Genomic DNA, 24,684 nt, shown 5'->3' on the forward strand with positions numbered 1-24,684 from the left:
TTATAACTCTTTCCGTCCGCGGGATTGAGGCATTCTCCAAAACCTTTTTATGAACCCCCCCTTACTCAAGTCTCAGGTGGTGAGCGATGGAAAAAAAGCCCGATAAGTATGAAATCTTGCAGGATTTGATGAGGAGGCGGGGCTTTGCCTGGGGCAGCTTTGAAATCTACGGCGGTTCACGCGGATTCTATGATTACGGTCCGCTCGGGGCGGCTATAAAGCGTAAAATCGAGCGGAAGATAAGGAAAGCCTTCCAGAGGGAGGGCTTCTTCGAGCTTGAGACACCGGACATAACACCGGAAAAGGTCTTCATAGCGAGCGGCCACATCGAGAAGTTCGTCGATCCGATAGTCGAGTGCCGGAAATGCGGCGCCCGCTTTAGAGCAGATCATCTCGTTGAAGAAGCCCTCGGAATAGACACCGAGGGAATGAGCGCTGAGCACCTTACGGAACTCATTAAGGAGCACAACATACGCTGTCCCGAGTGCGGCGGCGAGCTTGGTGAGGTCTGGTACTTCAACCTCATGTTCGAGACCAAGATAGGCCCCTATGGAGATCAGAAGGGCTACCTAAGGCCCGAGACCGCCCAGGGTATCTTCGTCAACTTTAAGCGCCTTAACGCCTTCGCGAGAAACAGGCTCCCCTTCGGCGTCTTCCAGGTTGGAAAGGCCTACCGCAACGAGATTTCACCGAGGAAGGGGATGCTCCGCCTCAGGGAGTTCACACAGGCAGAAGCGGAGATATTTTTCAACCCAAAGGAGACCGCTCATCCCCACTTCGACGAGGTTAAGGATGAGGTTCTCCTCCTCTACCCGATTGAAAACCAGCTCAAGAACCTTGGAATGGTGAAGATGACGGCCGAAAAGGCCGTGAAGAATGGCTACGTCATGAACACCTTCTTCGCCTACTACATGGTCATGGTTAAGAGGACGCTCCTCGACATCGGCATCCCCGAGGACAAGATACGCTTTAGACAACAGCTCCCGGAGGAGAGGGCACACTATTCGAGGGATACCTGGGACGCTGAAATCTACAGCGAGCGCTTCGGCTGGGTGGAGTGTGTTGGGATAGCCAATCGTGGCGACTACGACCTGAGCAGACACCTGCGTGAGAGCGGGACCGACCTTACCGTCCTCATCCACTACGATGAGCCGAAGATAATCAAGCACCTTAAAGTGAACCTCAACATGAAGCGCGTCGGTCCGAAGCTCAAGAAAGATGCCAAGAGGATAAACGACCTCATCCAGGGCTGGGGTGAGGAGAAGAAGCGCGAGCTGGTTGAGCTACTCAAGAAGGATGGCAAGGTTGAGATAGAGGGCTACGATCTTGAAAAGGATGACTTCATAATCAAGGAGATCAAAGAGAAGGTCACCGGCGAGAAGATAGTGCCCCACGTTCTTGAGCCGAGTTTTGGCATCGACAGGCCCTTCTACCTGCTCCTCGAGAACTCGCTGGTTATTGAGGAGGATAGAACTTACCTCAGGCTCAAGAAGGACATGGCGCCGATAGAAGTGGCTGTTCTGCCCCTCGTTGCTAAGGAGCCGCTCAAGGGCATCGCCTACGAGCTCTCCAGAACCCTTCAGAAGGCGGGCTTCATAGCGGTTTACGACGAGAAGGACACCGTTGGGAGGCGCTACATGCGCTACGACGAGATAGGCACGCCGTATTGCGTAACTGTTGACAACCAGACGCCAGAAGATAACACGGTTACCATTCGCGACCGCGACACGAGGGAGCAGGTGAGGGTTAGCATAGCGGAGCTTCCTGAAAAGCTGAGGGAGCTGATTTTCAGGGGTTAATCTACATTTACCCCTATTGATTATTCATGAATTCCCTAAGGATGAGAACCCAATGCCAAATCCTCTCACAAAAAAAGAACTTCTAAATCTCATTAAACTTGTACGGGAAGCTTTTGGGTGTATATCTGAATTAAAAAGTAAGAATGATTTGGCTAGATGGATACAGTATCCGAAGGTGCCCTCCATATTAAGTGAGTCATTGGTTTTCCATTTGGTGCGGGATCATATATTGCCGCTCCCGATAGAGGACGTGAGTACATTCAAATTTAGAACTAAAGAAGGGGATATCCTCTTTGAAAACGGGGACGATATGATACACGTCGAAGTTAAAGCTACTGGAAAAAGCAAATTTCAATATTTGGGAGAGAAGGACATTAAAGCGGATTATTTAATATGGGTAAACTTTGAAGATTTCTTTGAGAGAAAGGGCGCCAATCAAGTTAAAATAATCACTTTTGAAAGAATAGGCAAATATATAACATCCCCTAGAAAAATTACACTGTCAAAACTTAAAGAAGAAACAAAGCAGTCAGGTATACTGTGCATCAAGATTGACATAATCAAGTATTTGGAAAAAACCCAGAGTTATACTCAGAGATACCAGTCAAAAACAAGCAGAGGCCGCGTTTAGACCTAAGCCAAGTCCGCCCCCAAGTTGTTCTCACAATTCTTCCCCGCTCATCTTTTCTCAGTTGACTGCAAAAGTATAAAAGGTCTGGGCTGGAGATGGGATTCATGTCGCGGAGAATCCACCTCATCTACAAGCGCATTCCCAACCGCGTGCTGGAACGAGACGACGAAGTGGTTGCAGATTTGGACAACATAATCATTGCCAGATCCAGCTTCTCCGGTATGCTCACCCCACTCAGGGTGAACGGTGTGAAAGTGATAGACAACGGCTATGGAATGGTGTATTTCGCCTTCGTCGGAAAGAACTATGACATCCTCAAGGTCTATGATGAAGAAGAGAACTTTAAAGGTCTCTATGTCGATGTTCTAGCATACACCAGACGCGATGGGGACACTCTGGAGATGCTCGATCTATTCCTGGATATCTTCATCTTCCCAAATGGAGAAGCCTTCCTCCTCGACGAGGATGAGCTTGAAATGGCCCTGAACTACGGGCTGATTGACAGGGAAACCTTTAACTTCGCCTATTCAGTGGCTGACGAACTGCTCGAAAAGCTCAAGCGCGGTGAGTTTCCGCCTCAAATCGTGTGGGAGTACGGGTGAGGGGGTTGAGATGGAAGAGGTCCTTAAGGAGACGAAGGAGGGGACTCTTTTACTCGTCTATGTCCAGCCAAATGCGAAGAAGGACACGGTTGAAGGCGTCGATGAATGGCGCGGCCGCTTGAAGGTTAAAATCAAGGCCCCACCCGTTGAGGGGAAGGCGAACAAGGAAGTGGTGAAGTTCTTCTCGAAGCTGCTCGGAGTGGAGGTCGAGATAGTGAATGGGGAAACGAGCAGGGAGAAGGATTTATTGATTAAGGGGATGAGCCCGGAAGAGGTGAGGAAGAAGCTCGACCTCTGAGCTCAGCGGTACTTCATGAAGAGCATGTAGAAAACCGCCCCCCGCCAGGAGGGCCTCGAGACCAAAGCAGTAGAGGGAGATTTTTCTCTTTTGCCACACTGTCAGGGTGCAATTCCCCGTGAACAAGCAACATGCCCTCTGGAAAGAAAAAGGAGGGTTAAAGTTCTAGTCTCCCTTCAAAGGTTATCACGGCCTTCCCGCCGATCCACGGCTGGTCCCCTTCGAATTCAACGTGAACCCTGCCCTCCCTCCTTAGAGCGTGCCCCTGCTCAAAGACGTACCTGTCTTTTACCAGCTTCCCCGTGAGCCTTAGATAGCCGGCGAGAATCCCGCTGGCGGTTCCAGTTACCGGATCTTCCGGAACTCCAATGGCAGGAGCGAAGAATCTTCCTGCGGCATCAAACTGGGAGTCAAGGGTATAAACGTAGACCCCGATTATCCCGTTTTCCCTTGAGAACTCGGCGAGCCTCTCCATATCCGGCCGGAGATCCATCAGCTCCTTGAACGTCGGGATGCCAACGATGCCCTCGGGTGTCCCCGTCGTCATCGCAAACGCTGGCCCCGCAAGGTTATCTGATCCCAAGATTTCTTTCAGTGCTTCCAAGTTCAACTCGCCGAGGACTTCGGGCTTCAGCTGCTTGAGCCACACCTTCCCGTCTTTGATGAGGACGTCGATCTCACCAGCCCTGGAGAACATCCGGTTGACGCCCTCGGGCGCCATGCCGAGGCACCAGAGCAGGTAGAAGGTAGCAACCGTCGCGTGGCCGCAGAGGGGAATCTCGTCCCCTGGGGTGAAAAACCTTACCCTGAACCCGTGTTCCTCAAACCATACAAAAGCAGTCTCCGAGAGGTTGAGCTCGCCCGCGATGGCCAGCATAGTCTCCCTGTCGAGCTCTGGACAGTCGAGAACAACGGCGGCTGGGTTCCCTTTGAACGGCCTGTCCGTGAAGGCGTCCACCTTAAAGGCCCCACATTCCACAGCGTTCACCAGGAAAAATTAGGACGGGAGCAAAAAAGGGTTGTGGTCTCACTTCAGAATCCCCAAACTCATGTTCGTCTTCCTTATACTCCCCCATTTATCCGCCAGCTCAAACATCGCCCTTATTGCGTCAACGTTCTCAGGAACCACATCGCTCTCCTGGTGCACCGCCTGGATGTAAAAGAGCCTGTTTCCGCGAATGTTTATGCTCTCCTTCCAGACCGCTATCTCGTAGAGGTTGTTCCATTCACGGTGCAGGTCGCGGGCAAACTCTATAATCTGTGCCGTGCTGTCGAAGCCCTTCTCCTTCTCGAAGAGCAGAACGCGCGTAGTGTTTTCGAAGATATCAATGACGTCTTTCTCAGTCAGCGGCTTCTTCAGTTCAATCATTATGCTATGGACGTGCATTAATGTTGTCGGCACGATGAACGCGGAGGTCTCAATGTTTATCGGAAGAACCGTCTGGACGTCCGGCCCGTGGTGCGATGGAACTATAACGCTTGGCGTTATGGCATTTATCGGGCCGCGCTTGGAATCGTTAGGGTCTGCGGCGCGGCGTATCATCACGGCGTAGGCGTAGTCTATGTACTCCTGCAGGGCTGAGAGCGTTCTGGTCAAACCGGTCGTGTTGCAGGAAACGACGCGGACGTAGTCTTTCCCTATGGCCTTCTCGTAGTTGGCTTGGGCAACGAAGGAGACCTCCGCAGTTGAGGCCTTTTCGCCGCCCTCGAAAACCGCCTTCACACCGGCCTTCTCGTAGAGTACCTTGTTCTTCACCCCCATTCCACCGGGAGTTGCATCGACGATGACATCGACCTTGTTTAGGAGGTCTTCCAGCGTTCCAGAGGCCTCAAAGCCTACCTTCTCGAAGCGCGGGAGGAACTCCACGCTCGCGGCGTATATCGGGATGCCAAGCTCCCTCGAGCGGTAGGCCTCGAAGTCTGGCTTCGTCTTCGTGACGCCGATGAGCTTCATATCATCCTGCCTTGAAACTGCGTAGGCGACGCGCTTCCCTATCGTTCCGTAACCGTTGACACCAACCTTGACCTTCATGGAACCACCGGGAATTTTACGACGGTAAAATACTTAAGCCTTGTTTTCACCGGCGGTGAGAGGGAATGTTTTTACGGAGTTTGCCGTATAACTAAATGGGTGATCCCCATGAGAAAGGGGAAAAGACCCTTTGAAAGGCCCCTCCTGTTACTCGGTGAGGCCATCTCCCAGCCTGACACATTCAACAGACAGTTCTTCGAGTGGAACGGGCTTTTGAGGTTCTCGCGGAAGAAGCGCAAACTCTCTTCGCCCTCCGTCTGAGGGGAAGGTTTAAAGCGTTCTCTCCGAAGGTTCTTCGGTGGTGGCCATGCTAGCTGAGGTTCTGACGATTGGGGATGAGCTTTTGACAGGAAACACAACGGACAGCAACTCCACGTTTATAGCAAAGGGGCTCACGGAGAGGGGGTATTGGGTGAGGAGAAAGACCACCGTTGGCGACGACGTTGATGAGATAAGTGCCGTTATACGCGAGATCCTCAACAGAAAACCGGAAGTCCTGGTCATAAGCGGCGGCCTCGGTCCGACCCACGACGACGTAACGATGCTGGCCGTTGCTAAGGCACTCGATAGAAAACTTACCCTCTGCGAAGAGTGTCTTGAGAAAATTAAAGGGTTCTACGAGCACCTGTACGGAGAGGGCTACATAGATGATCCCGAACTCAACGAAGCTCGCAAAAAGATGGCCTACCTACCGGAGGGAGCTGAAGCATTGGATAACAGTGAAGGAGCCGCTCCCGGGGCTTATATAGAGCAGGAGGGCGTTAGAATCTTTGTTCTACCTGGAATGCCCCGCGAGATGAAGACGATGTTTGAAAGGGGAGTTCTCCCGAGACTTGGCAGGAGAAAGTTCATCCAGAGAAAGCTTTTAGCGGAGGTAACTGACGAGAGCAAACTGGCACCGATTCTCAATGAAACCCTGAAACACTTCAACGTCAGAATTCACTCCTCACCAAAGGGATTCGGAAAGTACATCGGGATAATCCTCTTCGGCGAGAGCAAGGAAGAGATAGAACGCGCGAAGGCCTTCATGGAGGACAAAGGGATCCGCTTCGAAGAGGGCTGGTGAAAGTTCAGGCCTTTACTAAACGGTGATTGTTATGCTCCCACAGGAAGTTCGCTCTATACTTGAAGAGATGCGGTCCGAGAGGATAAAGGGTGCGAGCTGGCTGGCTATGAAGGGGGCGGAAGCTTACATCGCCCTCGCAGACATCCTTGAGGGAGAAGAGCTGGAGAACGCGTTGAAGGAGATGAAAACCGAGGTCCCGGCGATTAACAGAACCATAGCCTCACTCTACAACCTCTCCCGATTCATCCCCGTGACCGGAAATCCCGAAGTCGTGAGGGCCAAAGCGGAGGAATTTCTCCGCCTCGCAGAGGAGGCCAAGAGCGAGATTGGGAACATCGGAAGCGAACTTATCGATGAAAACGAGGTTGTTATCACGCACTCTTTCTCCTCGGCCGTTCTGGAGATTTTTAGGGTGGCAAAAAAGAAAGGAAAGCACTTTAAGGTAATCCTCACCGAGAGCGCGCCAGACTATGAGGGGATAGCTTTAGCTGGAAAGCTGGAGGAACTCGGGGTTCCCTTTGAAGTGATAACCGACGCCCAGCTCGGCCTCTTCGCGGAAAAGGCGACGCTCGCTCTAGTTGGAGCGGACAACATCACAAGCGACGGTGCAGTGATCAACAAAGCGGGCACGTATCCCCTTGCACTAGCGTGCCACGACAATGGCATTCCCTTCTACGCCGCGGCTGAGAGCTTCAAACTCCATCCAAAGCTTACCTCGGGGGATGTGGAGATCGTCGAGAGGCCCTACGCGAGGCAGGGCTATCGCGTCAGGAACTTCCTCTTTGACGTGACCCCGTGGCGTTACGTTCGGGGCGTGATAACGGAGCTTGGTATTCTGGTACCCCCAAAGGAGATATAACGGCAAAAGCGATGTGCCGCATTCCAAAGCAGGAACAGGAAACAGAAATCAAAGAAGAGGGAAAGTTCACTCCCCGTGGACAAGCCAGAGGAGCGCTCCCCTGATGGAGGGCCGGTTACTCTTAATGTACTTGTGGTGGTAGATGTCGTCCAATCCCCTGCTGGAGCAAACGGCCATCCTTCCGCTCCCGGTCGCCGTAGTGATGGGCTTGCTCCCTGTTGTGCAGAAGGGCTTCCATCTGCATCAATGGGATAACCATCTCCAGGAGTGCTCTTCGGCATCCGCAAAGCCTAAAAGCTGCGGCCACTAAACCCCAAAGGTGGTCAAAATGTCCATTACAACCAAAACCGGAGATAAGGGTTTAACCGGCCTCTTTACCGGTGAGCGCATTGCCAAGTATTCCCCCGTAATGGAAGCCAACGGGACGATAGACGAGCTTGACAGCTTTCTCGGCGAGGCGAAGCACTACGTCCCCGAGGAGATGGCGGAGACACTGGAGAAGATCCAGGTTCAGCTCTACGGCATCATGGGTGAACTCGCCAGCAAGGGGAAGTACGTTAAAGTTGGTGAAGAAGAGGTTAAATGGATGGAGGGACTCATAACAAAGTACGAGGAAGAGTTCCAGATGAAGGCCTTTGTCCTGCCCGGTTCCACAATAGCGAGCGCCAAACTGGACATCTGTAGAACGATTGCCAGAAGGGCAGAGAGGAAGGTTGCCAAGCTCGTCCTCGATTACGGTTTCGGCAAAAATGCATTAGTTTACCTCAACAGACTGAGCGATCTGCTCTTCATAATGGCCAGGATCATTGAGAAGAGGGAAGGAAAAATCAAGGAAGTTAAGTGAGTCTCGTTCCATCTTACCCCTTCTCTTTTGCCCCGATTTCCTCTTCTCCAGTGAGGATTTTCCGATATTTAACCCAGTAGTAGAGCACCACCGCCCCCATCCCTACCCACAGCACAACGGAGACCAACCAGGCGGGATAGCGGTCGAGGAGCGGGCCGACGGCTAGGAGGCCTAGGGGGCCGGCAGCGTGCATCAAAACCATCATCGCCGACATGACACGCCCCCTGACTTCCGTTGGAATCGCGCGCTGTATCTTGGCGTTTATCGGCACACTTTCGAAGGCCTCAATCGCCCCCCAGAGGACGTTCACCCCGGCGAGGAGAAGGAACGCCGTGTCCGTGGTGAGGTTCGAGGAGGGACTTATGAGCCACGTGAAGATCAGTATCATGATGCCGTCGAAGAGCAGGGCGTGGAAGAGATACCTTCCGGCTTTTCTGCCGAACTTCGCCGCTATGAGCGCGTTCCCTATTAAAGCTCCAACCATGAAAGCGCTCTCCTGGAGGCCGAACTGGTAACTTGAGAACCTCAGTATCTCCCTCATCGCGTAGGGCATTAGAACGGCCCCAAATGGCTCGGCAAAGGTTATCATGAATATTGCAAAGCCCATGAGCGTCCAGAGGTAGCGGTTCGAGCGGAGGAATGCTATGCCCTCCTTTATGTCGGAAACGACTTGACCGAGGCTCTCAAGCTCTCTCGCCTTCCACTCGTACCTTATGAGGATCTCAAAGAGGCCGGAACCGAAGAAACTCACCGCGTTCACGAGGAGAGCAATGGGAATACCGCCTATCGCATAGATAAAGCCCCCCAAAGCTGGCCCCACAAGACGAGCGAAGATGTTAAAGGAACTTGTTATGGAATTGGCCCGCTCAAGCTCATTTGGCTCGACCAGATCCGGAAACATCGCACCCGTTGACGCACCGAAGAAGGCGCCCATCGTGGCCATTATAACCTGGACAATAAGAAGCTGGTAAATACCGATGAAGTTGAAGGCTAAAACGCCGAAGAGTAAAACCCCGCGCGCAAGGTCGAAGCTCACCATGAGATGTTTCCGGTTATAGCGATCGCCGATTACGCCCGCGAAAGGCATGACGAGCATAGCCGGTATCATCTCGGCAAGGATGAAGGCGGTCATCATTCCGCCACTATGTGTCCGGTCAAGAACGTAGAGTGGCAACGCGACGTCCTGAACCGCCCATCCCACTTGCGAAACGAACCTCCCTACGGCAAAGAGCCAGAAGTCCCTGCTGAGGCTCAAGTCATCACCTTCCCTATCTTCTCACCCACCCTCATAATGGTTTCGCCGAAGCCCAGGTAATAGAAGACCGCTATGACAAAGCTAACGGTCGAGAGAATCCCAACCAGCTCGTAAACAGGGATCACGTTGAGGAGTGGGCCAATAAGGGCCATTCCAACCGGAGTCGTCGCCATAACGGCAGTCTCAAATGCTGAGAAGAACCTTGAACGCACCTCGTTCGGAACCGCCTTCTGGAGCTTCGTGAAGAGCGGGACGTTCACGAGAGTGTTGAAGAGACCGAAGAGAACGAACGTGACTATAAGAATTGGGTATGCTATGCTCCTGAAAGCTGGATACGCCGCCAGGACGAGGAGGAACATCACTGAGAACTGGAGAAAAGCCGCCTTGAAGAAAACCCCTTCGGAGCGTTTCTTCAACTTTCCTGCTATGAGAAGGTTCCCGGCCAGGGCTCCAAGGGTTGCAGCGGTCTCTATACTCCCGAACTGGACGGCTGAGAGACCTAGAATGCTCCTTGTCAGATAGGGCAGGATGACGGCAAAGATTGGATTCAGTAAGGTGTTAAGAATTACCGCGAGGCTGACGAGGATTAGCAGCCCCTCGGAATTTCTTATGAACCTGAAGCCCTCAATCATGTCCTCCCAGACCTCTCTGGGGCTTGAAATTTTCCTCGTTTCCCAGCGGTACTCTATCAGCATCTCAAAGAGGCCAGAACCGAAGAAGCTCATCGCGTTTATGAGGATGGCGAGCTTTATCCCTCCAAGTGCATATATCAGCCCGCCGAGAACCGGGCCGACTATCCTGAGAACCTGCCCTCCAGATCTCAGGATGGAGTTTGCCTGTGCGAGCTGTTCTTTCCTCACGAGGTCGGGGAACATGCCGCTTATCCCGGCCGAGAAGAAGGCTCCAAGGATGCTCATAAGAACCTGAACGGCGAGGAGTTCCCGGATTCCGAGCAGGCTGAAGGCCAGAACGCCGAAGAGCAGAATCCCTCGAGCTATATCGAGGCCGTACATGAGCCTCTTCCTGTTGTAGCGGTCGCCTATGACACCGGCTATCGGATTGATTAGCAGCCTCGGGATTAGCTCGGCCATCACGAATGCGCTCATCACCGCTCCGCTGCCTGTTTTGTCGAGGACATAAAGAGGAACGGCCACATCCTGAATCACCCATCCAGCCTGTGATATCCACCTTCCCACAGTGTAGAGCCAGAAGTTCCGTCCGAGGGCCTTTAGACCGTTGAGCATCCATACTAACCCCCCTCAGTTTTACCATAATTAAGTATTTATGTGATTAATGGATTAAATAAAAACTTAGAGCAGTTCCACCCTCACGTCTCCGTTGACCGTACTCACCCTCACCTCATAGTCACCGGTTCCTATAACGGGGTTCTCGGGGTCGATGTTAATGAACCTAACATCCCCGTTAACCCTCTTCGCAAGTATCCTTGCATCGCAGAAGTCCGTGAGGCGGAGAGTAATGCCACCGTTAACGCAGCTCAGCTCAACGTCGTCCTCAAGCTCATCGATGATAACCGTAAGACTCCCGTTCACTGTGGATGCCTTTAGGGGGCCCGCGATCGACAAGTGGGCCGTTATTCCTCCGTTCACTGATTTTAGGAATTCTGTCTCACAACTTTCCAGTGTTATTCCTCCATTTACCGTGACAACCTCTTTGAAGCGCACGTCCTTTCCCCTGACGGTTCCAGTAACGTTGTTGAGGTCAACTACTGCGTTCCTTGGTATCTTCAGCAATATCTCGGCCCAGCTGTCCTTTCCAAGGTGGTTGAAGAACTTCCTCCTCGGTTTTTCCACCACTGTAAGGGTTCCGTTCTTCAGATCCGTTTCCACCCTAACATCGTCCCCGTGGAGCCTGTACTCCAGCTCGACGTACTCCTTATCCCACCCTTCAATCTCGACCTTACCTGCCACGGCCTTTATCTTGACTTCCTTCACGTTTTCAAACTTCATTCTCTCACCTCACGTATTCCATCAGCTCGTCAAGAAGCTCCTTCACCCTCTTGTTTAGCAGGGTTCTGTCTATTCCGAGGCCTTCTATCAGCTCGGCGCTCTGCTCCTCGACTATCTCCTTCGCTTTTCTGACGACCAGTTTGTACGCCTCACTGCTCTCGATTGTGTGACTCTTACCCCCGACTCGTATCCTGACGGTGCCGTCCCTGGCAGAGATGACGACGTCCTCTATCTTTACCCTTGCGCGTCCTCTACCAACGGTCACCGAGACATCCCTAGAACGAAGGGACACAGCTTCCCCAAGGCTCAGAACCTCGTTCCCGCTCCTGTAGGTAACCCTCTCGCCCTCGACCTCGATGGTGTACTCGTCGGTCTGTATTCTCAGCCTGTTCCCGACCTTCGTAAGCTGGAAGCCGTTGGTGAGTTCTCTGATGGTGAGCATCTCACCGGGCGGTTTCTCGGGGTTCCCCTCGTGGATGTGTATCGGTCCTATCTTTACCTCCTCCCCTGTCGGGGTGCTTATGACTTCCACGAAGGGCACCTTCACGTACTCAAAATCTTCTCCTTCGTAGACCTTTACGAGGCCGAGGTCGACGACGCTGGCCTTGTTCTCATCCCGGTAGAGTCTGTCCGGGTTCAGCAGCGGCTCCACCGTCGAGACAAACGCCGGGTCTGGGGTGGTTTTTCCGCCCGCTATGTTTTCCCCGATCCAGACCGCGACCGGTGCGAGGAGTCTCTTCCGCACCCTCCCGAGGGGTGTCCCGGCATCGACCTCAAGCTCCCCATCGAGAACCCAGCCAACGTGCTTCCTCCCGAACCTAACGGGGTAGGCCTTCCCGCTTCCCTTCAGCTTCACGTCTCCAAAGTCGGCTCCGGCGAACTCATAGGCTTTCCTTTCAACCTTCCACTCGAGCCTCCTCTCGTCGAATTTCGACAGGAGTAGACCCGCTAGGGCAAGGACGACGGCGTAGGCGAAGGCCGTCCCATCGTAGGAGCTTAACCTATCACTCATCCCCAGCCACTGGCCGAAGAATAGGAAAACGCTCGTCCACAGGAAGGCCTTGGCGAGGGCGAAGACAACCCCGCTGACCGTCACCCCGAGCCATTTGCCGACGCTCAGCAGTTCAAAGGCGAAGATGAGCGCTATTATCGCGTAGACCATCTGATCGTTGTAGGCCTCGATCCTCAACGGGCCTTTGAATAGCCACAGCAGGAGCAGGAGTGCGGTGAGCGCCTCCAGATACTCCGCGAGCTTAAAGCGCGGCCCATCGTTCCGTATGGCCCCATATTTCCATTCCCATCGAAAACTCATTCTTCCACCTCCTCAAGGGCAGTGATTATCTCAAGCAAGCGCAGAAACAAACGTCCGTTGGGTGAAATCTTGTATCCGTCCCCTTTTCTCACCATCCCCGTCTTCGTGAGGAGCTTCAAATGGTGCGAGACGGTAGGGCTCTCAACCCTAAGGGCCTCCTTTATCTCCTTGAAGCCCATCGGCCTCTCCGAGAGCATCTTGAGTATCCTTATCCTGTCCGGGTTTGCGAGGGCCTTGAGGGTCTTAGCCGCTTTCTCCTCGTCGAGTTCCGGAAGCTTTCCGCCCTCAAGCTTTCTCCTCAGACGGGCCTTTATGGAGAGCATGACCTCGTCCACGGGATTGATATTCTCCTCTAGCACCTCCAGCCTCTTCTTCAGCTCCTCGAGCTGGGCCTTCAGGTTGTTCTCCATGCTACCACCGGGTACATATTTCTGTAGTACATTTTTCTGTATTTAATTGGGATGATTGGTATATAAAAGTTTATCGGTTTAGACTAAGGGTGCCCATTCCTCCCTATGCTCAGCATGTAGGGTACGTTAAGCCCGAACGATTATAGGATCGTGAAGTATGAGAATTGTGGTGCTGAAACCGATAGGACGTTATCGGCTCTTGGAATGTTCGTTTGAGAGACTCAAAGATGTGGGGAGTTCCCTTTCTCTCAGAAAGCTAGCCAGTGAAGACGAGGCTGGAAGATTATCCGCTACTTTTGAAATAATCGTAGCGGATAACAGAAGGAGAGAATCCAATAACCACAGACTTAAAAATTGAGAAATCCAAAAGGGAGCAGGTTATCATTCTTTCTTCAAAAGCTCCGTCTCGATTGCCCTTATCTCCCCATCGAGTATATCGCGTATCTTCTTCAGAAGCTCAAGGTACTCCCCAATGGTTTCCCTGTTCATCTTCCTTTCTTCCCCCATGGTTTCCAGCTTCTTCTTGAGGGCTTCGTGGTAGTTTGCCGCCATGTAGAGAACGCGGAGGGCCAAATCATTCGAGGTCTTGAGGTATTCTATGCCCTTTGGTGTCAGGCTGTACTTTACCCTTCGAACCCTGCCACGGTACTCTTCCCTTGGCTCTAGGAGACCATCCTCAACCATCTTGTTTAGTATAGTATAAAGGTTGCTGTGGCTTGGCTTCCAGAGGCCAACTGCGAGCTTCTCAAGCTCCTTCAGTATCTCGTAGCCGTGTGTCTCACCCTTCAGGCCAACTATAACGAGTATTATATCCTTTAGTGGAACTGTGAAGAGCCCTTTGATGATTCTCCTTTCAACATCTTCCTCCATGATCATCACTCATGTCTAATAGTTACACCAAAACCCTTATAAATGCATCTGTTAACGACATGTCGAACTTAGACATGTTTGAGATTGCAGTATTGAAGATTAACATAGGTGATGACGATGGCGTGGAATGACTGGATTGTAAAGCACTCGAAGCTCATCATCGCCCTCTGGGTTGTTACCATAATTCTCGCCACACCGCTGGCGATGAAGCTTAGCAACGTCACCAATTACAGTATGAGCCAGTTCCTTCCAAAGCACGTTGAGTCGGTCGAAGTTCAGGATAATATGACGAAGTACTTTCCCAGCTTTGCTCAGAACAATAATATGACTTACATAATCATTACCAACATCAATGTAAGCAGTCCTGAGGCAAAGGAAGCATACGAACGGTTTAAGGTCGAAGCGAGCCCCTACGGGAGCAACTTCACCTCTTACTATGATGCCATTGATATGCTCCACAATGAGTCTTACGAGATTGCCCTCAACCTCACGAAAACCACGGCCAACCTGACAGGGGTGCTTTACAACTCTGCGATAAACGCGAGCGATGCCTATGGGATAACGCTCACTCAGATCGAGAACCTCAGCAACCAGGTTAAAATCCTGAACGAGACCGTCCCCGAACTTGCCAGGGTATACCTTTCGCTCGAGAATAACCTAACTGTGCTCTACAACCAAAGTCTTGCCCTTAAAATGGCCCTCAATCAGACCGATACAGCATACGTGGAACTCCATCAGAACCTGACCAAGGCAAGCGAGCAGTTGAGGAGTTTGAACTCCACGATAGCGGGACTGAACGTCGGTCTCTACAACCTGAGCGACAGCTATGCCAAAACGTACCTTGGCACGATTGGAACCTACGACGCACTCGTTCAATCCGGAGCCTATGAGATGGGACTCAACAACGCAACGGCTCAGGGAATTGCCATCCAGCTGGGCGTTCCGGTCGAGTTTGTCTATGTGGTTTACAATGCGACGTATCCTGCCTACTCGATCTATGGGGCAACTGCCATAACCGACGGCTTCCTGGCCAACGTCACGAAGGGGATAATCCTCAGTCGCATAAACGAACCAATGCAGAAGAACCTGGCCGAAGCGTACTCAGTTGCCTTTTATCATGGTGTCACAACCTTTGATAAAGAGATGGGGGGCAACTACACCCTTACCCATCTCGGGAAGGACGCAGCTAAACCCGTCAGCGAGATAGCGAATAAGTCCCTTGAGAACCTCCCGTTCGTCATTGAAGAAGCTGGAGGAAGCTTTGAGGTTCCAGGATTCGGGGAGGTTCCAGCACAAACTCTAGCATACATTACCAACGTTTCCGTAGGTCTGGGAAGAAACCCATCGCCTCCTAATGTGGAGAACGCGACTATTGGAGTGGCCAAAGTCCTGATGAAGGGCAGTCCCCTCTTGGAGATGCCGAACGCCGGGAGGATACTCAGAACACTTCTCGTTTATGGCCCTACACGGGGGCTTGAAACCAACCTGCTCGCCAGTGCACTCAGGAAGAAGCTCTCAGGGGAGCTACCTGACCAGATAGCCAAAACCGTCGTTGGTTTTGATCCAAACGCCACGGGCGTTCTAACGAGAAAGCCAGAGACTCTGAAAGCGGCCACGGTTTCACTTCTCACCAAGATACTCAAAGAGAAGGGTGTTGAGCTTCCGGGGAGTGTTATAGGTGAGGTCTACGACTCCAACGGAAACGTCACAGCGATAGCGAAGGAACTCCTGATTCAGAAGACTTCCGAGAGAGTGGGAAGCGAGAAGGCGGCCGAGATCATAGTCAACGAGGTCCTCAAGAACCCATGGGAGCTGGTCAAGGGAACCGGAGTAAAGGAAGCCGTCAAAGAGATAATAACAAGCCTCGCCGGAAACGCACCGGTAGACATTGGGAAGGTTGTGGACGAGCTTTATGCCGGTGAAAGCACCAAGGAAATAGCATACGGCCTGTTCGAGAAAGGTGTCAACGAGAAACTTGCCAACGTTACCGCCCCAGAAGACGTCAAGAAGACCCTGAAGGGAATAATGCTGGCCGTCGCCGGGAACTATCCTATGAGCGACTCTCAGATTCAGGCTCTAGTTAAGGAGAGAACCGCGGGACTGGTTGGAAAACTCGTTGGGAAGATCAACCTCGGCGTCCCGCTCCACGTGAACACAACCCAGCTCGTTGAGGTAGCCTTCAGGTTTAGGGATGACCCGGGGAAAATAACGAGGGAAGATGTTAAACCTGTAGAGGAGCAGGTTTACCCGTCCGTTTATGGCCTTGCGAAGGACTATATAAGCATGCTCAAGAGTCCCAACAACACCACAATGCTGGTATCGATGGTTCCAAAGGACACCAGCGTAACAAACGCCAAGGAGCAGAGCAGGATTCCCTACGAAAACACACTCAAGGCTAAAGAGGTTCTATTGAAGGAGATGAGGAAGCACTTCCCGAAGGCCGAAGCATACATCAGTGGAACGCCGGTTCAGACCTATGAAATGATACACTACGGCAAGGAAGACGACAGCAGGACCACAAAGTTCAGCTTCATAGGGGCCTTGATAGTGCTCTTTATAATCCTTGGGGCAGCGCTTCTAGCGACGCTCCTACCCTTCACAGGTGTTGCTACCGCAACGCTCACCGCTCTGGGGATCCTCTACATGCTCGCGAAGGGCGACGTGATAAACGTTGGAAGCTGGGCGCAGACGATCACCGTGACGACCGCACTCGGTCTCGGTATAGACTACTCAACTTATTACCTTCACCGCTTCAAGGAGTATCTTGCAGAGGGCTACGATCACAACAGGGCCGCGAGTGAGGCATTGAAAAGAACAAAGGACGCCATACTCGCAAGTGCCTCCGTTGATGCGGTGGCCTTTGCAAGCTTCATGCTCGCCTGGGAGTTCCCAATATTCAAAGAGATGGGTATGATAGCACCCATAGCGGTGTTGGTCGTCTTCGCCGCCAGTCTGACCCTCATACCGGCTATAACCGCCCTCATCGGAGACAAATCAGCCTTCTGGTGGCCGAGACACATAGGGCACGTTAAAGAGAGCGACGTCCACAAGGAAAGCAGAATCGCTAGATGGTCGGTCAAACACGCCAAGGCAGTGTTACTCATATTCCTCCTCCTGCTTGCTCCGGCAGTTTACACTTTTACCAACTTCAACGGGACACACGACATCAAGCTGTTCCTGCCAAAGGACAGTGAAACCTACCACTTCCTTGAAATAAGTCAGAGCAAGCTCGGGGCCGACGTGATGGGTGCCACCTACGTCCTGATTAAGTTTAACCATAACGTCACCAATAGCGACCTTTCAACAATCAACGGAGTAGTGAGGAACATCGAGAAGATAGACGGCGTTAAGCACGTCTACACCGTGACCCAGCCTTATGGAAAGCCCGTAAACACTAACCTGAGCCAGCTCAAGGCCATAGGTGGTGGTAGATACCTCTCGAGCACGGGCAATATGATCCTCATCGAGGTAGTCAGCAGGTACCAGTCAACGACCCCCCAAGCCCACAGGATAGTTAGGAGCATTAGGACCCTATTGAAGAACTACGAAGCCAGCGGAAAGATAGCAAAGGGCATGGTGGGCGGCGGTGCAGCTTTAGACCTCGACCTCAGCAACTTGATCAACAATATATTCTGGCACAGAATCCTGCCAGTAGCGCTAGTGCTGATGTTCCTACTGCTTATACCAGCGCTCAAGGGCATTCCCGCTGTTATTTCGACGATGGCAACAGTCGGCACTGGGGTGCTCCTCAGCATAGCAATATCAACATGGCTCTTCCAGAAGCTCTTTGGACAGGAGATCATGTGGTTCCTGCCGCTGATGGTGTTCATCGTGCTCATGGGAGTGGGCATAGATTACAACAGCTTCTACCTCGTCAAAGCGAGGGACGAGTTTGAGCGCCGCTCCCCCAAAGACGCCCTCGTAGTTGCGGCAGGAACGATAGATCTCGTTGTCATCGGCCTAGCAACGGTGTTAGGAACCACGTACGGTGCATTGATGACCAGTTCGACGTGGGGGACGAGGGAAATAGGCTTTGCACTTGCCGCAGGAGTGCTGATAACGGCAACCCTCGCCGTTTATTTCCTCGGCCCGGCGATGATGGGTCTCTTCGGCGAGAAGGCCTGGTGGCCATTGCACAGGACCAAGAAGAAGGAATGATGTCCCGACTTCCTTTCTCTCTTTGTATTAATACTCGACATCCTTTTAAACGCTGAGACCCTCGGTTAAACCATGAACATCATCGAGATGCTCGCACTAATCGGGTTTGGATACCTCCTGAAACTCATGGTTAGGAAGGAAAGACCCTTCGACTGGCTCCGCTTCATCACCAATGATATCCTGCTGGCCTTCTTTGTCTTCGGAAACGTTGCGAGCAAAGATTTGGCCTATCTCCTCAGCATAAAGACCGTTTTCCTTTACGTCTTCCTGATAATCGCCATAAGCTTCTCCACCTCTTATCTCTACGGTAGATTTGTACTCAAAAACAACCCCTGGGCCGGTGCTCTTATGGTGCTCTCGGTTTATCCTAACACCGCGGCTTTAGGCTTTCCAATAGCGAGCCTCTTTCTGAAGGATATAACGCCGGCTATCCTATACTCAACTACCAATTCGATGATAGTGATTCCAATTGTTACATTTATAGCAGCCCATTACTCGAGCGGGGGAGCGAACGTTGGGGACAGTCTCATGAAAGCCCTCAAGTTCCCTCCAACATTGGCGAATCTTCTAGCCCTTGGCCTCGTCATCGCTGGGATCAGTCTCCCCAACTGGTTCATTGGGCCTTTAACGACAATCGGCTGGCTCAGTATCCCGCTCCTTCTCATCTACTTCGGCTCGAGGATAACGTTGAGGGCCTTTGAGATGAGAAAGCTCCTCGAGGTGGGGGCTTTTCGAATAGTGGTTCCTTTCATTTTTGTTTTCCTTACTCTTCACTGGGCGAGTAGAAGCGTCCTCTACTCCGTTTTGGTGGAGGCGAGCATGCCACCGGCCATAGCGGCCAACGCGATTCTGGCGCAGTACAGGCTCAAGGCCAATGAAGCGATAAGCGTTACCTTCGTACTAACCCTCTTGGTCATTGGACTCTTCGTTGCCCTAAGGTTCATGACTGGCTTAGGTTAATCTTTTAACTCCATCCATCGTTTTAACCTTGGTGATAACATGGAGAGGGTCGTCGAAATTCTGCGCGAAATACTTGAGATACCTTCGCCAACGGGCTACACGAAGGAGGTTCTGGAGCACATTGAGAAGAAGCTCAACGAAGCGGGGATAAAGACCTACTATACAAACAAGGGTGCCCTGATAGCGGGAAACCACCCGGAGCCGGAGCTTGTGGTGGCGGGTCACGTTGACACGCTTGGAGCTATGGTCAAGGGGGTTCTCCCGGACGGAAACCTGAGCTTCACGCGCGTCGGAGGGCTTCTCCTCCCAACGTTTGAGGGCGAGTATTGCACAATAATAACCCGCTCCGGGAAGCGCTATAGAGGAACGCTCCTCCTTAAGAACCCGAGCGTCCACGTGAACAAAGATGCGGGGAAGAAGGAGCGCACTGAGGAGAACATGTACATCCGCCTTGACGCCGAGGTTGAAAAGAAGGAGGACACCGAGAAGATCGGGATAAGGCCAGGTGACTTCATAGCCTTTGACCCGAAGTTTGAGTACGCCAACGGCTTCGTTAAGGCCCACTTCCTCGACGACAAGGCGAGCGTAGCGGTTATGATCGACCTGATGCTTGAGCTTGGAGCGGAGAGACTGGAGAGGCTCCCGGTGGCTTTCTTCTTCTCGCCCTACGAAGAGGTGGGGCACGGAGGTTCTGCCGGCTATCCCCCGAGCACGAAGGAGCTCCTCGTGGTTGACATGGGCGTTGTCGGCGACGGAGTTTACGGTAAGGAGACTGCTGTTTCAATAGGCGCAAAGGACTCCAGCGGCCCCTACGACTACGAGATGACGAGCAGGCTCATCGAGCTGGCCGAGAAGAGGGACATCCCGCACGTCGTCGACGTCTTCCCCTACTACGGCTCCGATGGTTCCGCCGCCCTCAGGGCCGGCTGGGACTTCCGCGTTGCCCTCATCGGCCAGGGAGTCCACGCGAGCCACGGCATGGAGAGGACTCACGTTAAAGGCCTCTTAGCGACCAAAGAGCTGATAAAAGCCTACATCGAGGAAAAGTTTGGGCTTTGAGTCTCTGTTTATCTTTCCTATCGAGGCCTTTAATACATTCCCGTGCGGATTATTTCCACAAAAATAAAAGGCTAGAAAATTTGAAGCCCTCACTGCGGGGGACCCCCAAAGCCCACGGAGGCCTCAGGGGATTTGGGCTTTGATCATTTCGTTTTGGATGCTGTTAAACTGATTGAAAAGTACACTAAATACGTCATAGTCAGTGGGTACGTCACCATACTCCTTGGGCGCTCAAGGGGCACCGAGGACGTTGACTTTGTGATTGAACCCCTTCATAGGAAGGAGTTTGAACAGCTGTGCAGTGAAGCACTGAGAAGCGGATTTGAATTCCTGAACCCGGAAGACTGCGGTGGACTCTATGAGATGCTCCAAGAAAAAATGGGCATTAGAATGGCTAGGAAGGGTGAGATAATCCCCAACGCAAAAATAAAGTTTCCCAAGGATACCTTCCATGAAGAGGCTTTAAAGAAACACATCCTCACTGTGCTCAACAATGATGAAATCTACGTCTCACCACTCGAGCTCCAGATAGCGTACAAGCTCTACCTGGGGAGTGATAAAGACGTGGAGGATGCATTTTTCCTCTACGAGCTTTTCAAGGAAAATCTCGATCGGAGGCTCCTCAATGGGTACGCAAAAAGGCTCAAAGTTGAGGTTCCATTCTAACCGGAACATGGAGGAGAGGCTGGCTGGCCTTCATAAGGCTCTACGTCAAGAGGCTGAAGGAGAAACCCGGACGAGGTACTCAAACAGCAGGTCAGGCTCGTTGACTCTTTTCTGAAAGCCGCGAGGAACTTCCCACTCACAAAGGGGGAGTACCTCAGGCTCAAGGGGGAGCTGAAAGTAAAGAAAAAAGCTTAGGCCTCACTCTATCTTGGCTCCACACACCGGGCAGAACTTCGCTCCTTCCGGGACTATGTGACCGTTGGGGCAGCGCTTTATCTCGTGACCGCAGTAGGGGCAGAAGCGGGCGCCCTTCGGAATCGGCTTCCCACAGTAGGGGCATATTTCCTGCCCCTGCGCCGCAGGCCCTGCCGGGGCGGCGGGCTGGGCTGATTGCGCCGGGGCCGCTGGAGGAACTCCGCCGCCGGCATATTGCTGTGCAGGCTGGGCCGGTTGAGCGGGCTGCATGAGCTGGGGTATCAGGACCATGCCTGTCCCGACGGCCGCGCTCCCGCTCTTCCCGAGCTCTGCCGCGACCTGCTTTGCAGTGTCCATCTGCATTACGCTCTGGGCGTTGCCCGTCTGCATTATCCAGAAGAGCCTCTGGCGCCACTCGTCGGTCGTATTTACTCCCTCGATTTTGACATCGATGAGTTCAAGGCCGAGCCTGCGGAAGTCCTCGATGAGCTTGACCTTGACCTGCGTGCTCACCATGTCGAGGTTCTGGAAGAGGTCAACGATTGAATAGCTTGAGAGGTGCTTCATCATGCCCTCGTTGAAGTACGCCCTGATGAACTTGGTGACGTCGGCGGTGTCGTAGAGACCCTGGCCGCCAACCACTTCCGTTATGAAGAGAACAGGGTCTGCCACTTTGAACCAGTAGACGCCGTAGTACTTGACCGGGGCAAGCTCCTTTGTCTGCGTCCCCCCACCGTATCTCCCCTGGAACTGCTTCATGCTGACAAAGATGACCGTCGCCTTGAAGGGGCTGTTGCTCCCACCGACGAGCTTGTAGAGGAGCGGGAGGTTCTGGGTCGTCAGGGTATGTCTTCCCGGCCCAAGGACGTCGTAGATTTTCCCGTCGCGCATGAAGACTGCCACTTCGTACTCGTGGACTATAAGCTGTGCGCCCCATTTTATGACCTCGTTTGGGTACCTCCAGATTATCTCGTCTTCTCCGGGGTTCACCCATTCGACTACCTGCACCATCTCACTCACCCGCCGCGAAACTCATCCTCTTGTCCAGGACCTCCTCGAAGGAGTTCAGCTTGTCGTCGAGGTCGAGGACGGCCATGCCAAGGGCCTGCGGGTTGGCAATCCCCCCGTTGATGGCCCCGACACCGTCCCGTATTCCCTCGGCCAGCTCTATCATCTTCGCGTCGTACTCGATGAGCTTCTTTATCTCGTCTTCCCTGAACTTTATCCTGTCGAAGTAGCCCGCGTAGCCGGCCTCAGCGTGCCTGACCCTGCTCTCAAGGGGCATAAGCTTCTTTCTCATGGTGTCTATCGCCACCAGCTGGGGGCAGCTGACCATCGCACACCTCTGCAGAGAGCGCTCCATCTCACGCCGGGCCTGTGCGAGTACCTCGGCAACCTTGCCGCGGACGAGCCTGTCGTCCTCCCTCAAAAGCTCCTTCTTCTTGTAGCCGTGAAAGCCCGGAATAACGAGCTCAAGCTTTTCAACTATCGAGGTTTCCTTTCCCATGATACCACCTCCCCCATCACAGGACCCTGAAGTAGACGTTGCCCCTGTCCGTCTTCATTACCTGACTCACCGTCCTCCTGCCCACGGAGCCCCTCACGAATATCCCGGCCCCTCCAGCCGCGCCTGCGACGAGACCGCCGATGACTCCCCATGCGGTGCTCAGGGCGGCGGAGGCGATGAGCCCCAGCAGAACCCCGACTCCGATGACACCGCCGCCAAGGAGCGTGGCCTTCTTCCTTGCCCCAGACATCAGCGGGTACTCGCCCCGTATCACCCTCCCGTCGGTGCCGTCAACGAAGTTCACGAAGGTCTCCCCTCCGTACTCATAGTGGACTTCCCAGAGGGGGTAGTGGACGAGACCCTGGAACTTGACGGTGAGGTCAAGCTCCCCCGCGCTGCTGCCCTCCTCGCTGGCCTCTTTCCTGAGGGCGCTTTCAAGCCGTGAGTGCGCTATCCCCTCCGCCTCTTCCCTCTTCATCTCCGGCTCGTGATACTTCCCCTTTTTGACGGTGGCCTCGTCGAAGAAGTGCTTCCCCCTAACCGGGAACGGGTAGTTCATCAGCAGGGTTTTGAACGGCGATCCTACCGGAATTCCGAGGAATTCCACTTCCTCAACGCTCTCCTTAACCCTGCTCTTCCCGTGAAGGTAGAAGAAGTAAACCGGAACCCAGTAGAGCTCCTTCTTCAGAACCTTCGCGCCGGTTATGTCCGCGGGGGCGCCGTACTGCCTCGAGAGGAACTTGAGCAGCAGCCCGGCGGGATCCTTCTTTATGGGTGGGAAGAAGAAGTGCTCCTCCTGAACTTCCGAGCCCGTGTGGATGTGGAAAGTGGTTCCGCAGTAAGGGCAGGTCGCCACGCTCACCGTGTCGGGAACCTTAAACGTTGCCGAGCATGTGGGACACGTTACCTCCATCTCCCTCACCCCAGAACGCCCTTCCGCTCACGCTCAACGCGCTGGCCTTCGAGGGCCTTGCTTCCAGTGAACCAGCTGAGGGCCGCACCACCGCCCATGGCCAGAACCGCGAAGATGGAGGAGCTGGCAAAGGTCGCCGCTCCAAAGGCTGCGACCAGTATGCCGATCCCGGCACCCGTGAGGTACTGGGCCCTCCTGAAAATGTTCATCGGCTCCGTTGCCGCAACGCCCTTTCCGTCCCAGCCCGCGAAGACGACGTGGAATATCGAATCGCCGTAGCGGTAGTAGACCGTCCACATCGGCAGGAGGAGCAGCTTAACGTCCTGCGGCTCGTCGGCGTGGACATCGAAGCGCTCTATCCTGTCCGACTTTGCTAGGAAGCGGTTCCTTATTATGTCGATTGCATCCTCGCGCATCGTGAGGACGGCGTGCTTTTCATCCATCTCCGTGTTCAGGATTTCGAGCTTTATCCTGCCCCACTCACCCTCCTCCAGATCGAGGAGTCTCTTCCCCCCCGGCAGGGTCTTGGAGAAGTGGGTTACCAGGTCATCAACCCCGAAGCTCTTCACCTGCCTCCTCGCCGAACCGAGGAGCCGCATATCCTCGTCCACCTTCTCCGTGTAGTGCCTTTCAACGGTGTGACAGTGGGTGTTCCCCTTTGAATCAGTATGACACTCCTCCTCCCGCTTCATGTAGCGAACCGTACCGTAAACGTGGACCTTTCCGTTCCAGTATGGAGCGTAGTGCCCCTCGATGTCGACGACCTGGAGGTCTTCCTTTATCCTCTTTAGATCGAAGTCGTGCTCGACCCTGTCCCAAAAGGCTTTGGCTATGGCGTTTTTATCTAGGGATGGGACGATGAGAATGCCCTCTGTCTTCAGGTTCCCGCTGATGTGGTTCGGAAAACCGCAGTAGGGACATACCGCGACTATCGTTTCCGGCGAAACCTCAAGCGGTGCACCACACCGCTCACACTTAAAGCCACCTTCCTCCATGGAGACCACTCTATGATATAAACGGTGTTTATCTATTTAAGGTGTATTGTTAGAGGGGAATTTGCGGGAAGAGAACTGCATCTAATCACTTCACCGCCATTTTAAATCTCTTCCCGCAGGTTCTTCACGAGCCTCAGAAGCTCCCAGAGGTCGCTTACATAGTAGTCCGCCCCCTCTACCTTCCCAAAGCGAACCACGTTAACGGTCTTTAAGCCGGCTCTTTCTCCGGCGAGAACGTCGTGAATGCTGTCCCCAACCATCCAGGCTTCATCTGGCTTCAGATTCA

At 53.2% G+C, this 24,684-nt stretch carries 25 protein-coding genes; 12 read left to right on the plus strand and 13 right to left on the minus strand.

Features of this window, described 5'->3' with window-relative positions; all coding sequences use genetic code 11:
- Positions 1-86: 86 nt before the first annotated feature.
- The 4 genes from glyS (at position 87) to MV421_RS01555 (ending at position 3,330) form a co-directional block, all read left to right on the plus strand.
- Positions 87-1,799, plus strand: coding sequence for a glycine--tRNA ligase (gene glyS, locus MV421_RS01540; RefSeq protein ID WP_297420916.1), 1,713 nt, complete (start codon positions 87-89; stop codon positions 1,797-1,799).
- A 52-nt stretch (positions 1,800-1,851) separates the two neighbouring features.
- Positions 1,852-2,430, plus strand: a complete 579-nt coding sequence (locus MV421_RS01545) for a hypothetical protein (RefSeq protein WP_297420914.1) — start codon at positions 1,852-1,854, stop codon at positions 2,428-2,430.
- A gap of 104 nt (positions 2,431-2,534) precedes the next feature.
- Positions 2,535-3,032, plus strand: coding sequence for a DUF402 domain-containing protein (locus tag MV421_RS01550; RefSeq protein ID WP_297420912.1), 498 nt, complete (start codon positions 2,535-2,537; stop codon positions 3,030-3,032).
- A 10-nt stretch (positions 3,033-3,042) separates the two neighbouring features.
- Entirely contained in the window at positions 3,043-3,330 is a 288-nt protein-coding gene (locus tag MV421_RS01555) for a DUF167 domain-containing protein (RefSeq protein WP_297420910.1), read from the plus strand.
- A gap of 157 nt (positions 3,331-3,487) precedes the next feature.
- Here the strand turns inward: MV421_RS01555 and MV421_RS01560 are convergent, their stop codons facing one another.
- Positions 3,488-4,318, minus strand: a complete 831-nt coding sequence (locus MV421_RS01560) for a PhzF family phenazine biosynthesis protein (protein ID WP_297420907.1) — start codon at positions 4,316-4,318, stop codon at positions 3,488-3,490.
- A 39-nt stretch (positions 4,319-4,357) separates the two neighbouring features.
- Positions 4,358-5,362 (minus strand): phosphorylating glyceraldehyde-3-phosphate dehydrogenase, encoded by a 1,005-nt coding sequence (locus MV421_RS01565; protein WP_297420906.1) that lies wholly within the window; start codon positions 5,360-5,362, stop codon positions 4,358-4,360.
- Positions 5,363-5,470: 108 nt separating this feature from the next.
- Between MV421_RS01565 and MV421_RS01570 the strand changes: the two genes are divergently transcribed.
- From MV421_RS01570 to MV421_RS01585, 4 genes are all read left to right on the plus strand, one after another.
- Positions 5,471-5,623 carry a hypothetical protein gene (locus MV421_RS01570; RefSeq protein ID WP_297420905.1) on the plus strand — a complete coding sequence of 51 codons (153 nt, stop codon included), beginning with the start codon at positions 5,471-5,473 and terminating at the stop codon, positions 5,621-5,623.
- A 46-nt stretch (positions 5,624-5,669) separates the two neighbouring features.
- Complete coding sequence (locus tag MV421_RS01575; RefSeq protein WP_297420921.1) at positions 5,670-6,428, plus strand: molybdopterin-binding protein; 759 nt, start codon at positions 5,670-5,672, stop codon at positions 6,426-6,428.
- A 31-nt stretch (positions 6,429-6,459) separates the two neighbouring features.
- The gene (locus MV421_RS01580) at positions 6,460-7,287 is read left to right on the plus strand and encodes a translation initiation factor IF-2B subunit alpha (protein ID WP_297420903.1); all 828 of its coding nucleotides are present in this window, start codon (positions 6,460-6,462) and stop codon (positions 7,285-7,287) included.
- 328 nt (positions 7,288-7,615) lie between these two features.
- Positions 7,616-8,131 carry a cob(I)yrinic acid a,c-diamide adenosyltransferase gene (locus tag MV421_RS01585; protein WP_297420919.1) on the plus strand — a complete coding sequence of 172 codons (516 nt, stop codon included), beginning with the start codon at positions 7,616-7,618 and terminating at the stop codon, positions 8,129-8,131.
- Positions 8,132-8,144: 13 nt separating this feature from the next.
- On the opposite strand, the gene MV421_RS01590 is transcribed toward MV421_RS01585, so the two are convergent.
- The 6 genes from MV421_RS01590 to MV421_RS01615 form a co-directional block, all read right to left on the minus strand.
- Positions 8,145-9,386 (minus strand): MFS transporter, encoded by a 1,242-nt coding sequence (locus MV421_RS01590; protein WP_297420901.1) that lies wholly within the window; start codon positions 9,384-9,386, stop codon positions 8,145-8,147.
- Positions 9,383-10,630 (minus strand): MFS transporter, encoded by a 1,248-nt coding sequence (locus tag MV421_RS01595; RefSeq protein ID WP_297420899.1) that lies wholly within the window; start codon positions 10,628-10,630, stop codon positions 9,383-9,385. Before MV421_RS01595 ends, MV421_RS01590 begins: the two co-directional genes overlap by 4 nt.
- A gap of 66 nt (positions 10,631-10,696) precedes the next feature.
- Positions 10,697-11,353, minus strand: a complete 657-nt coding sequence (locus tag MV421_RS01600) for a DUF4097 family beta strand repeat-containing protein (protein ID WP_297420897.1) — start codon at positions 11,351-11,353, stop codon at positions 10,697-10,699.
- Positions 11,354-11,357: 4 nt separating this feature from the next.
- Positions 11,358-12,665, minus strand: coding sequence for a hypothetical protein (locus MV421_RS01605; protein WP_297420895.1), 1,308 nt, complete (start codon positions 12,663-12,665; stop codon positions 11,358-11,360).
- Positions 12,662-13,075, minus strand: a complete 414-nt coding sequence (locus tag MV421_RS01610; protein ID WP_297420893.1) for a helix-turn-helix transcriptional regulator — start codon at positions 13,073-13,075, stop codon at positions 12,662-12,664. Before MV421_RS01610 ends, MV421_RS01605 begins: the two co-directional genes overlap by 4 nt.
- Before the next feature lie 381 nt (positions 13,076-13,456).
- Positions 13,457-13,951, minus strand: coding sequence for a helix-turn-helix transcriptional regulator (locus tag MV421_RS01615; RefSeq protein WP_367184485.1), 495 nt, complete (start codon positions 13,949-13,951; stop codon positions 13,457-13,459).
- 111 nt (positions 13,952-14,062) lie between these two features.
- On the opposite strand from MV421_RS01615, the gene MV421_RS01620 reads away from it, so the two are divergent.
- The 4 genes from MV421_RS01620 (at position 14,063) to MV421_RS01635 (ending at position 20,788) form a co-directional block, all read left to right on the plus strand.
- Complete coding sequence (locus MV421_RS01620; protein ID WP_297503529.1) at positions 14,063-18,103, plus strand: MMPL family transporter; 4,041 nt, start codon at positions 14,063-14,065, stop codon at positions 18,101-18,103.
- Positions 18,104-18,175: 72 nt separating this feature from the next.
- The gene (locus tag MV421_RS01625; protein ID WP_297421874.1) at positions 18,176-19,063 is read left to right on the plus strand and encodes a transporter; all 888 of its coding nucleotides are present in this window, start codon (positions 18,176-18,178) and stop codon (positions 19,061-19,063) included.
- A gap of 39 nt (positions 19,064-19,102) precedes the next feature.
- Positions 19,103-20,122, plus strand: a complete 1,020-nt coding sequence (locus MV421_RS01630) for a M42 family metallopeptidase (RefSeq protein WP_297421872.1) — start codon at positions 19,103-19,105, stop codon at positions 20,120-20,122.
- 132 nt (positions 20,123-20,254) lie between these two features.
- On the plus strand, positions 20,255-20,788 hold the full coding sequence (locus MV421_RS01635; RefSeq protein ID WP_297421870.1) for a hypothetical protein: 534 nt from the start codon (positions 20,255-20,257) through the stop codon (positions 20,786-20,788).
- A gap of 198 nt (positions 20,789-20,986) precedes the next feature.
- Here MV421_RS01635 and MV421_RS01640 read toward each other — a convergent pair whose 3' ends face one another.
- The 5 genes from MV421_RS01640 to MV421_RS01660 all read right to left on the minus strand — a co-directional run.
- On the minus strand, positions 20,987-21,994 hold the full coding sequence (locus tag MV421_RS01640) for an SPFH domain-containing protein (protein ID WP_297421868.1): 1,008 nt from the start codon (positions 21,992-21,994) through the stop codon (positions 20,987-20,989).
- A gap of 1 nt (position 21,995) precedes the next feature.
- On the minus strand, positions 21,996-22,490 hold the full coding sequence (locus MV421_RS01645) for a hypothetical protein (RefSeq protein ID WP_297517732.1): 495 nt from the start codon (positions 22,488-22,490) through the stop codon (positions 21,996-21,998).
- 16 nt (positions 22,491-22,506) lie between these two features.
- Positions 22,507-23,403 carry a hypothetical protein gene (locus tag MV421_RS01650; RefSeq protein ID WP_297503527.1) on the minus strand — a complete coding sequence of 299 codons (897 nt, stop codon included), beginning with the start codon at positions 23,401-23,403 and terminating at the stop codon, positions 22,507-22,509.
- A gap of 5 nt (positions 23,404-23,408) precedes the next feature.
- Positions 23,409-24,398 (minus strand): hypothetical protein, encoded by a 990-nt coding sequence (locus MV421_RS01655; protein ID WP_297503542.1) that lies wholly within the window; start codon positions 24,396-24,398, stop codon positions 23,409-23,411.
- 101 nt (positions 24,399-24,499) lie between these two features.
- On the minus strand, positions 24,500-24,684 hold a 185-nt coding region (locus MV421_RS01660), incomplete at its 5' end, for an HAD hydrolase-like protein (RefSeq protein ID WP_297517735.1).

It is taken from the genome of Thermococcus sp., assembly GCF_027023865.1.
Classification (GTDB): Archaea; Methanobacteriota_B; Thermococci; order Thermococcales; family Thermococcaceae; genus Thermococcus.

What these genes read in the sequence shown, in the direction of transcription:
- MV421_RS01610 (WP_297420893.1), bottom strand. Translation starts at nt 13,075, where the DNA reads ATGGAGAACAACCTGAAGGCCCAGCTCGAGGAGCTGAAGAAGAGGCTG.
- MV421_RS01615 (WP_367184485.1), bottom strand. Translation starts at nt 13,951, where the DNA reads ATGATCATGGAGGAAGATGTTGAAAGGAGAATCATCAAAGGGCTCTTC.
- MV421_RS01620 (WP_297503529.1), top strand. Translation starts at nt 14,063, where the DNA reads ATGGCGTGGAATGACTGGATTGTAAAGCACTCGAAGCTCATCATCGCC.
- MV421_RS01545 (WP_297420914.1), top strand. Translation starts at nt 1,852, where the DNA reads ATGCCAAATCCTCTCACAAAAAAAGAACTTCTAAATCTCATTAAACTT.
- MV421_RS01655 (WP_297503542.1), bottom strand. Translation starts at nt 24,398, where the DNA reads ATGGAGGAAGGTGGCTTTAAGTGTGAGCGGTGTGGTGCACCGCTTGAG.
- MV421_RS01580 (WP_297420903.1), top strand. Translation starts at nt 6,460, where the DNA reads ATGCTCCCACAGGAAGTTCGCTCTATACTTGAAGAGATGCGGTCCGAG.
- MV421_RS01595 (WP_297420899.1), bottom strand. Translation starts at nt 10,630, where the DNA reads ATGCTCAACGGTCTAAAGGCCCTCGGACGGAACTTCTGGCTCTACACT.
- MV421_RS01600 (WP_297420897.1), bottom strand. Translation starts at nt 11,353, where the DNA reads ATGAAGTTTGAAAACGTGAAGGAAGTCAAGATAAAGGCCGTGGCAGGT.
- MV421_RS01625 (WP_297421874.1), top strand. Translation starts at nt 18,176, where the DNA reads ATGAACATCATCGAGATGCTCGCACTAATCGGGTTTGGATACCTCCTG.
- MV421_RS01550 (WP_297420912.1), top strand. Translation starts at nt 2,535, where the DNA reads ATGTCGCGGAGAATCCACCTCATCTACAAGCGCATTCCCAACCGCGTG.
- MV421_RS01650 (WP_297503527.1), bottom strand. Translation starts at nt 23,403, where the DNA reads ATGGAGGTAACGTGTCCCACATGCTCGGCAACGTTTAAGGTTCCCGAC.
- MV421_RS01630 (WP_297421872.1), top strand. Translation starts at nt 19,103, where the DNA reads ATGGAGAGGGTCGTCGAAATTCTGCGCGAAATACTTGAGATACCTTCG.
- MV421_RS01585 (WP_297420919.1), top strand. Translation starts at nt 7,616, where the DNA reads ATGTCCATTACAACCAAAACCGGAGATAAGGGTTTAACCGGCCTCTTT.
- glyS (WP_297420916.1), top strand. Translation starts at nt 87, where the DNA reads ATGGAAAAAAAGCCCGATAAGTATGAAATCTTGCAGGATTTGATGAGG.
- MV421_RS01645 (WP_297517732.1), bottom strand. Translation starts at nt 22,490, where the DNA reads ATGGGAAAGGAAACCTCGATAGTTGAAAAGCTTGAGCTCGTTATTCCG.
- MV421_RS01555 (WP_297420910.1), top strand. Translation starts at nt 3,043, where the DNA reads ATGGAAGAGGTCCTTAAGGAGACGAAGGAGGGGACTCTTTTACTCGTC.
- MV421_RS01640 (WP_297421868.1), bottom strand. Translation starts at nt 21,994, where the DNA reads ATGGTGCAGGTAGTCGAATGGGTGAACCCCGGAGAAGACGAGATAATC.
- MV421_RS01605 (WP_297420895.1), bottom strand. Translation starts at nt 12,665, where the DNA reads ATGAGTTTTCGATGGGAATGGAAATATGGGGCCATACGGAACGATGGG.
- MV421_RS01575 (WP_297420921.1), top strand. Translation starts at nt 5,670, where the DNA reads ATGCTAGCTGAGGTTCTGACGATTGGGGATGAGCTTTTGACAGGAAAC.
- MV421_RS01570 (WP_297420905.1), top strand. Translation starts at nt 5,471, where the DNA reads ATGAGAAAGGGGAAAAGACCCTTTGAAAGGCCCCTCCTGTTACTCGGT.
- MV421_RS01565 (WP_297420906.1), bottom strand. Translation starts at nt 5,362, where the DNA reads ATGAAGGTCAAGGTTGGTGTCAACGGTTACGGAACGATAGGGAAGCGC.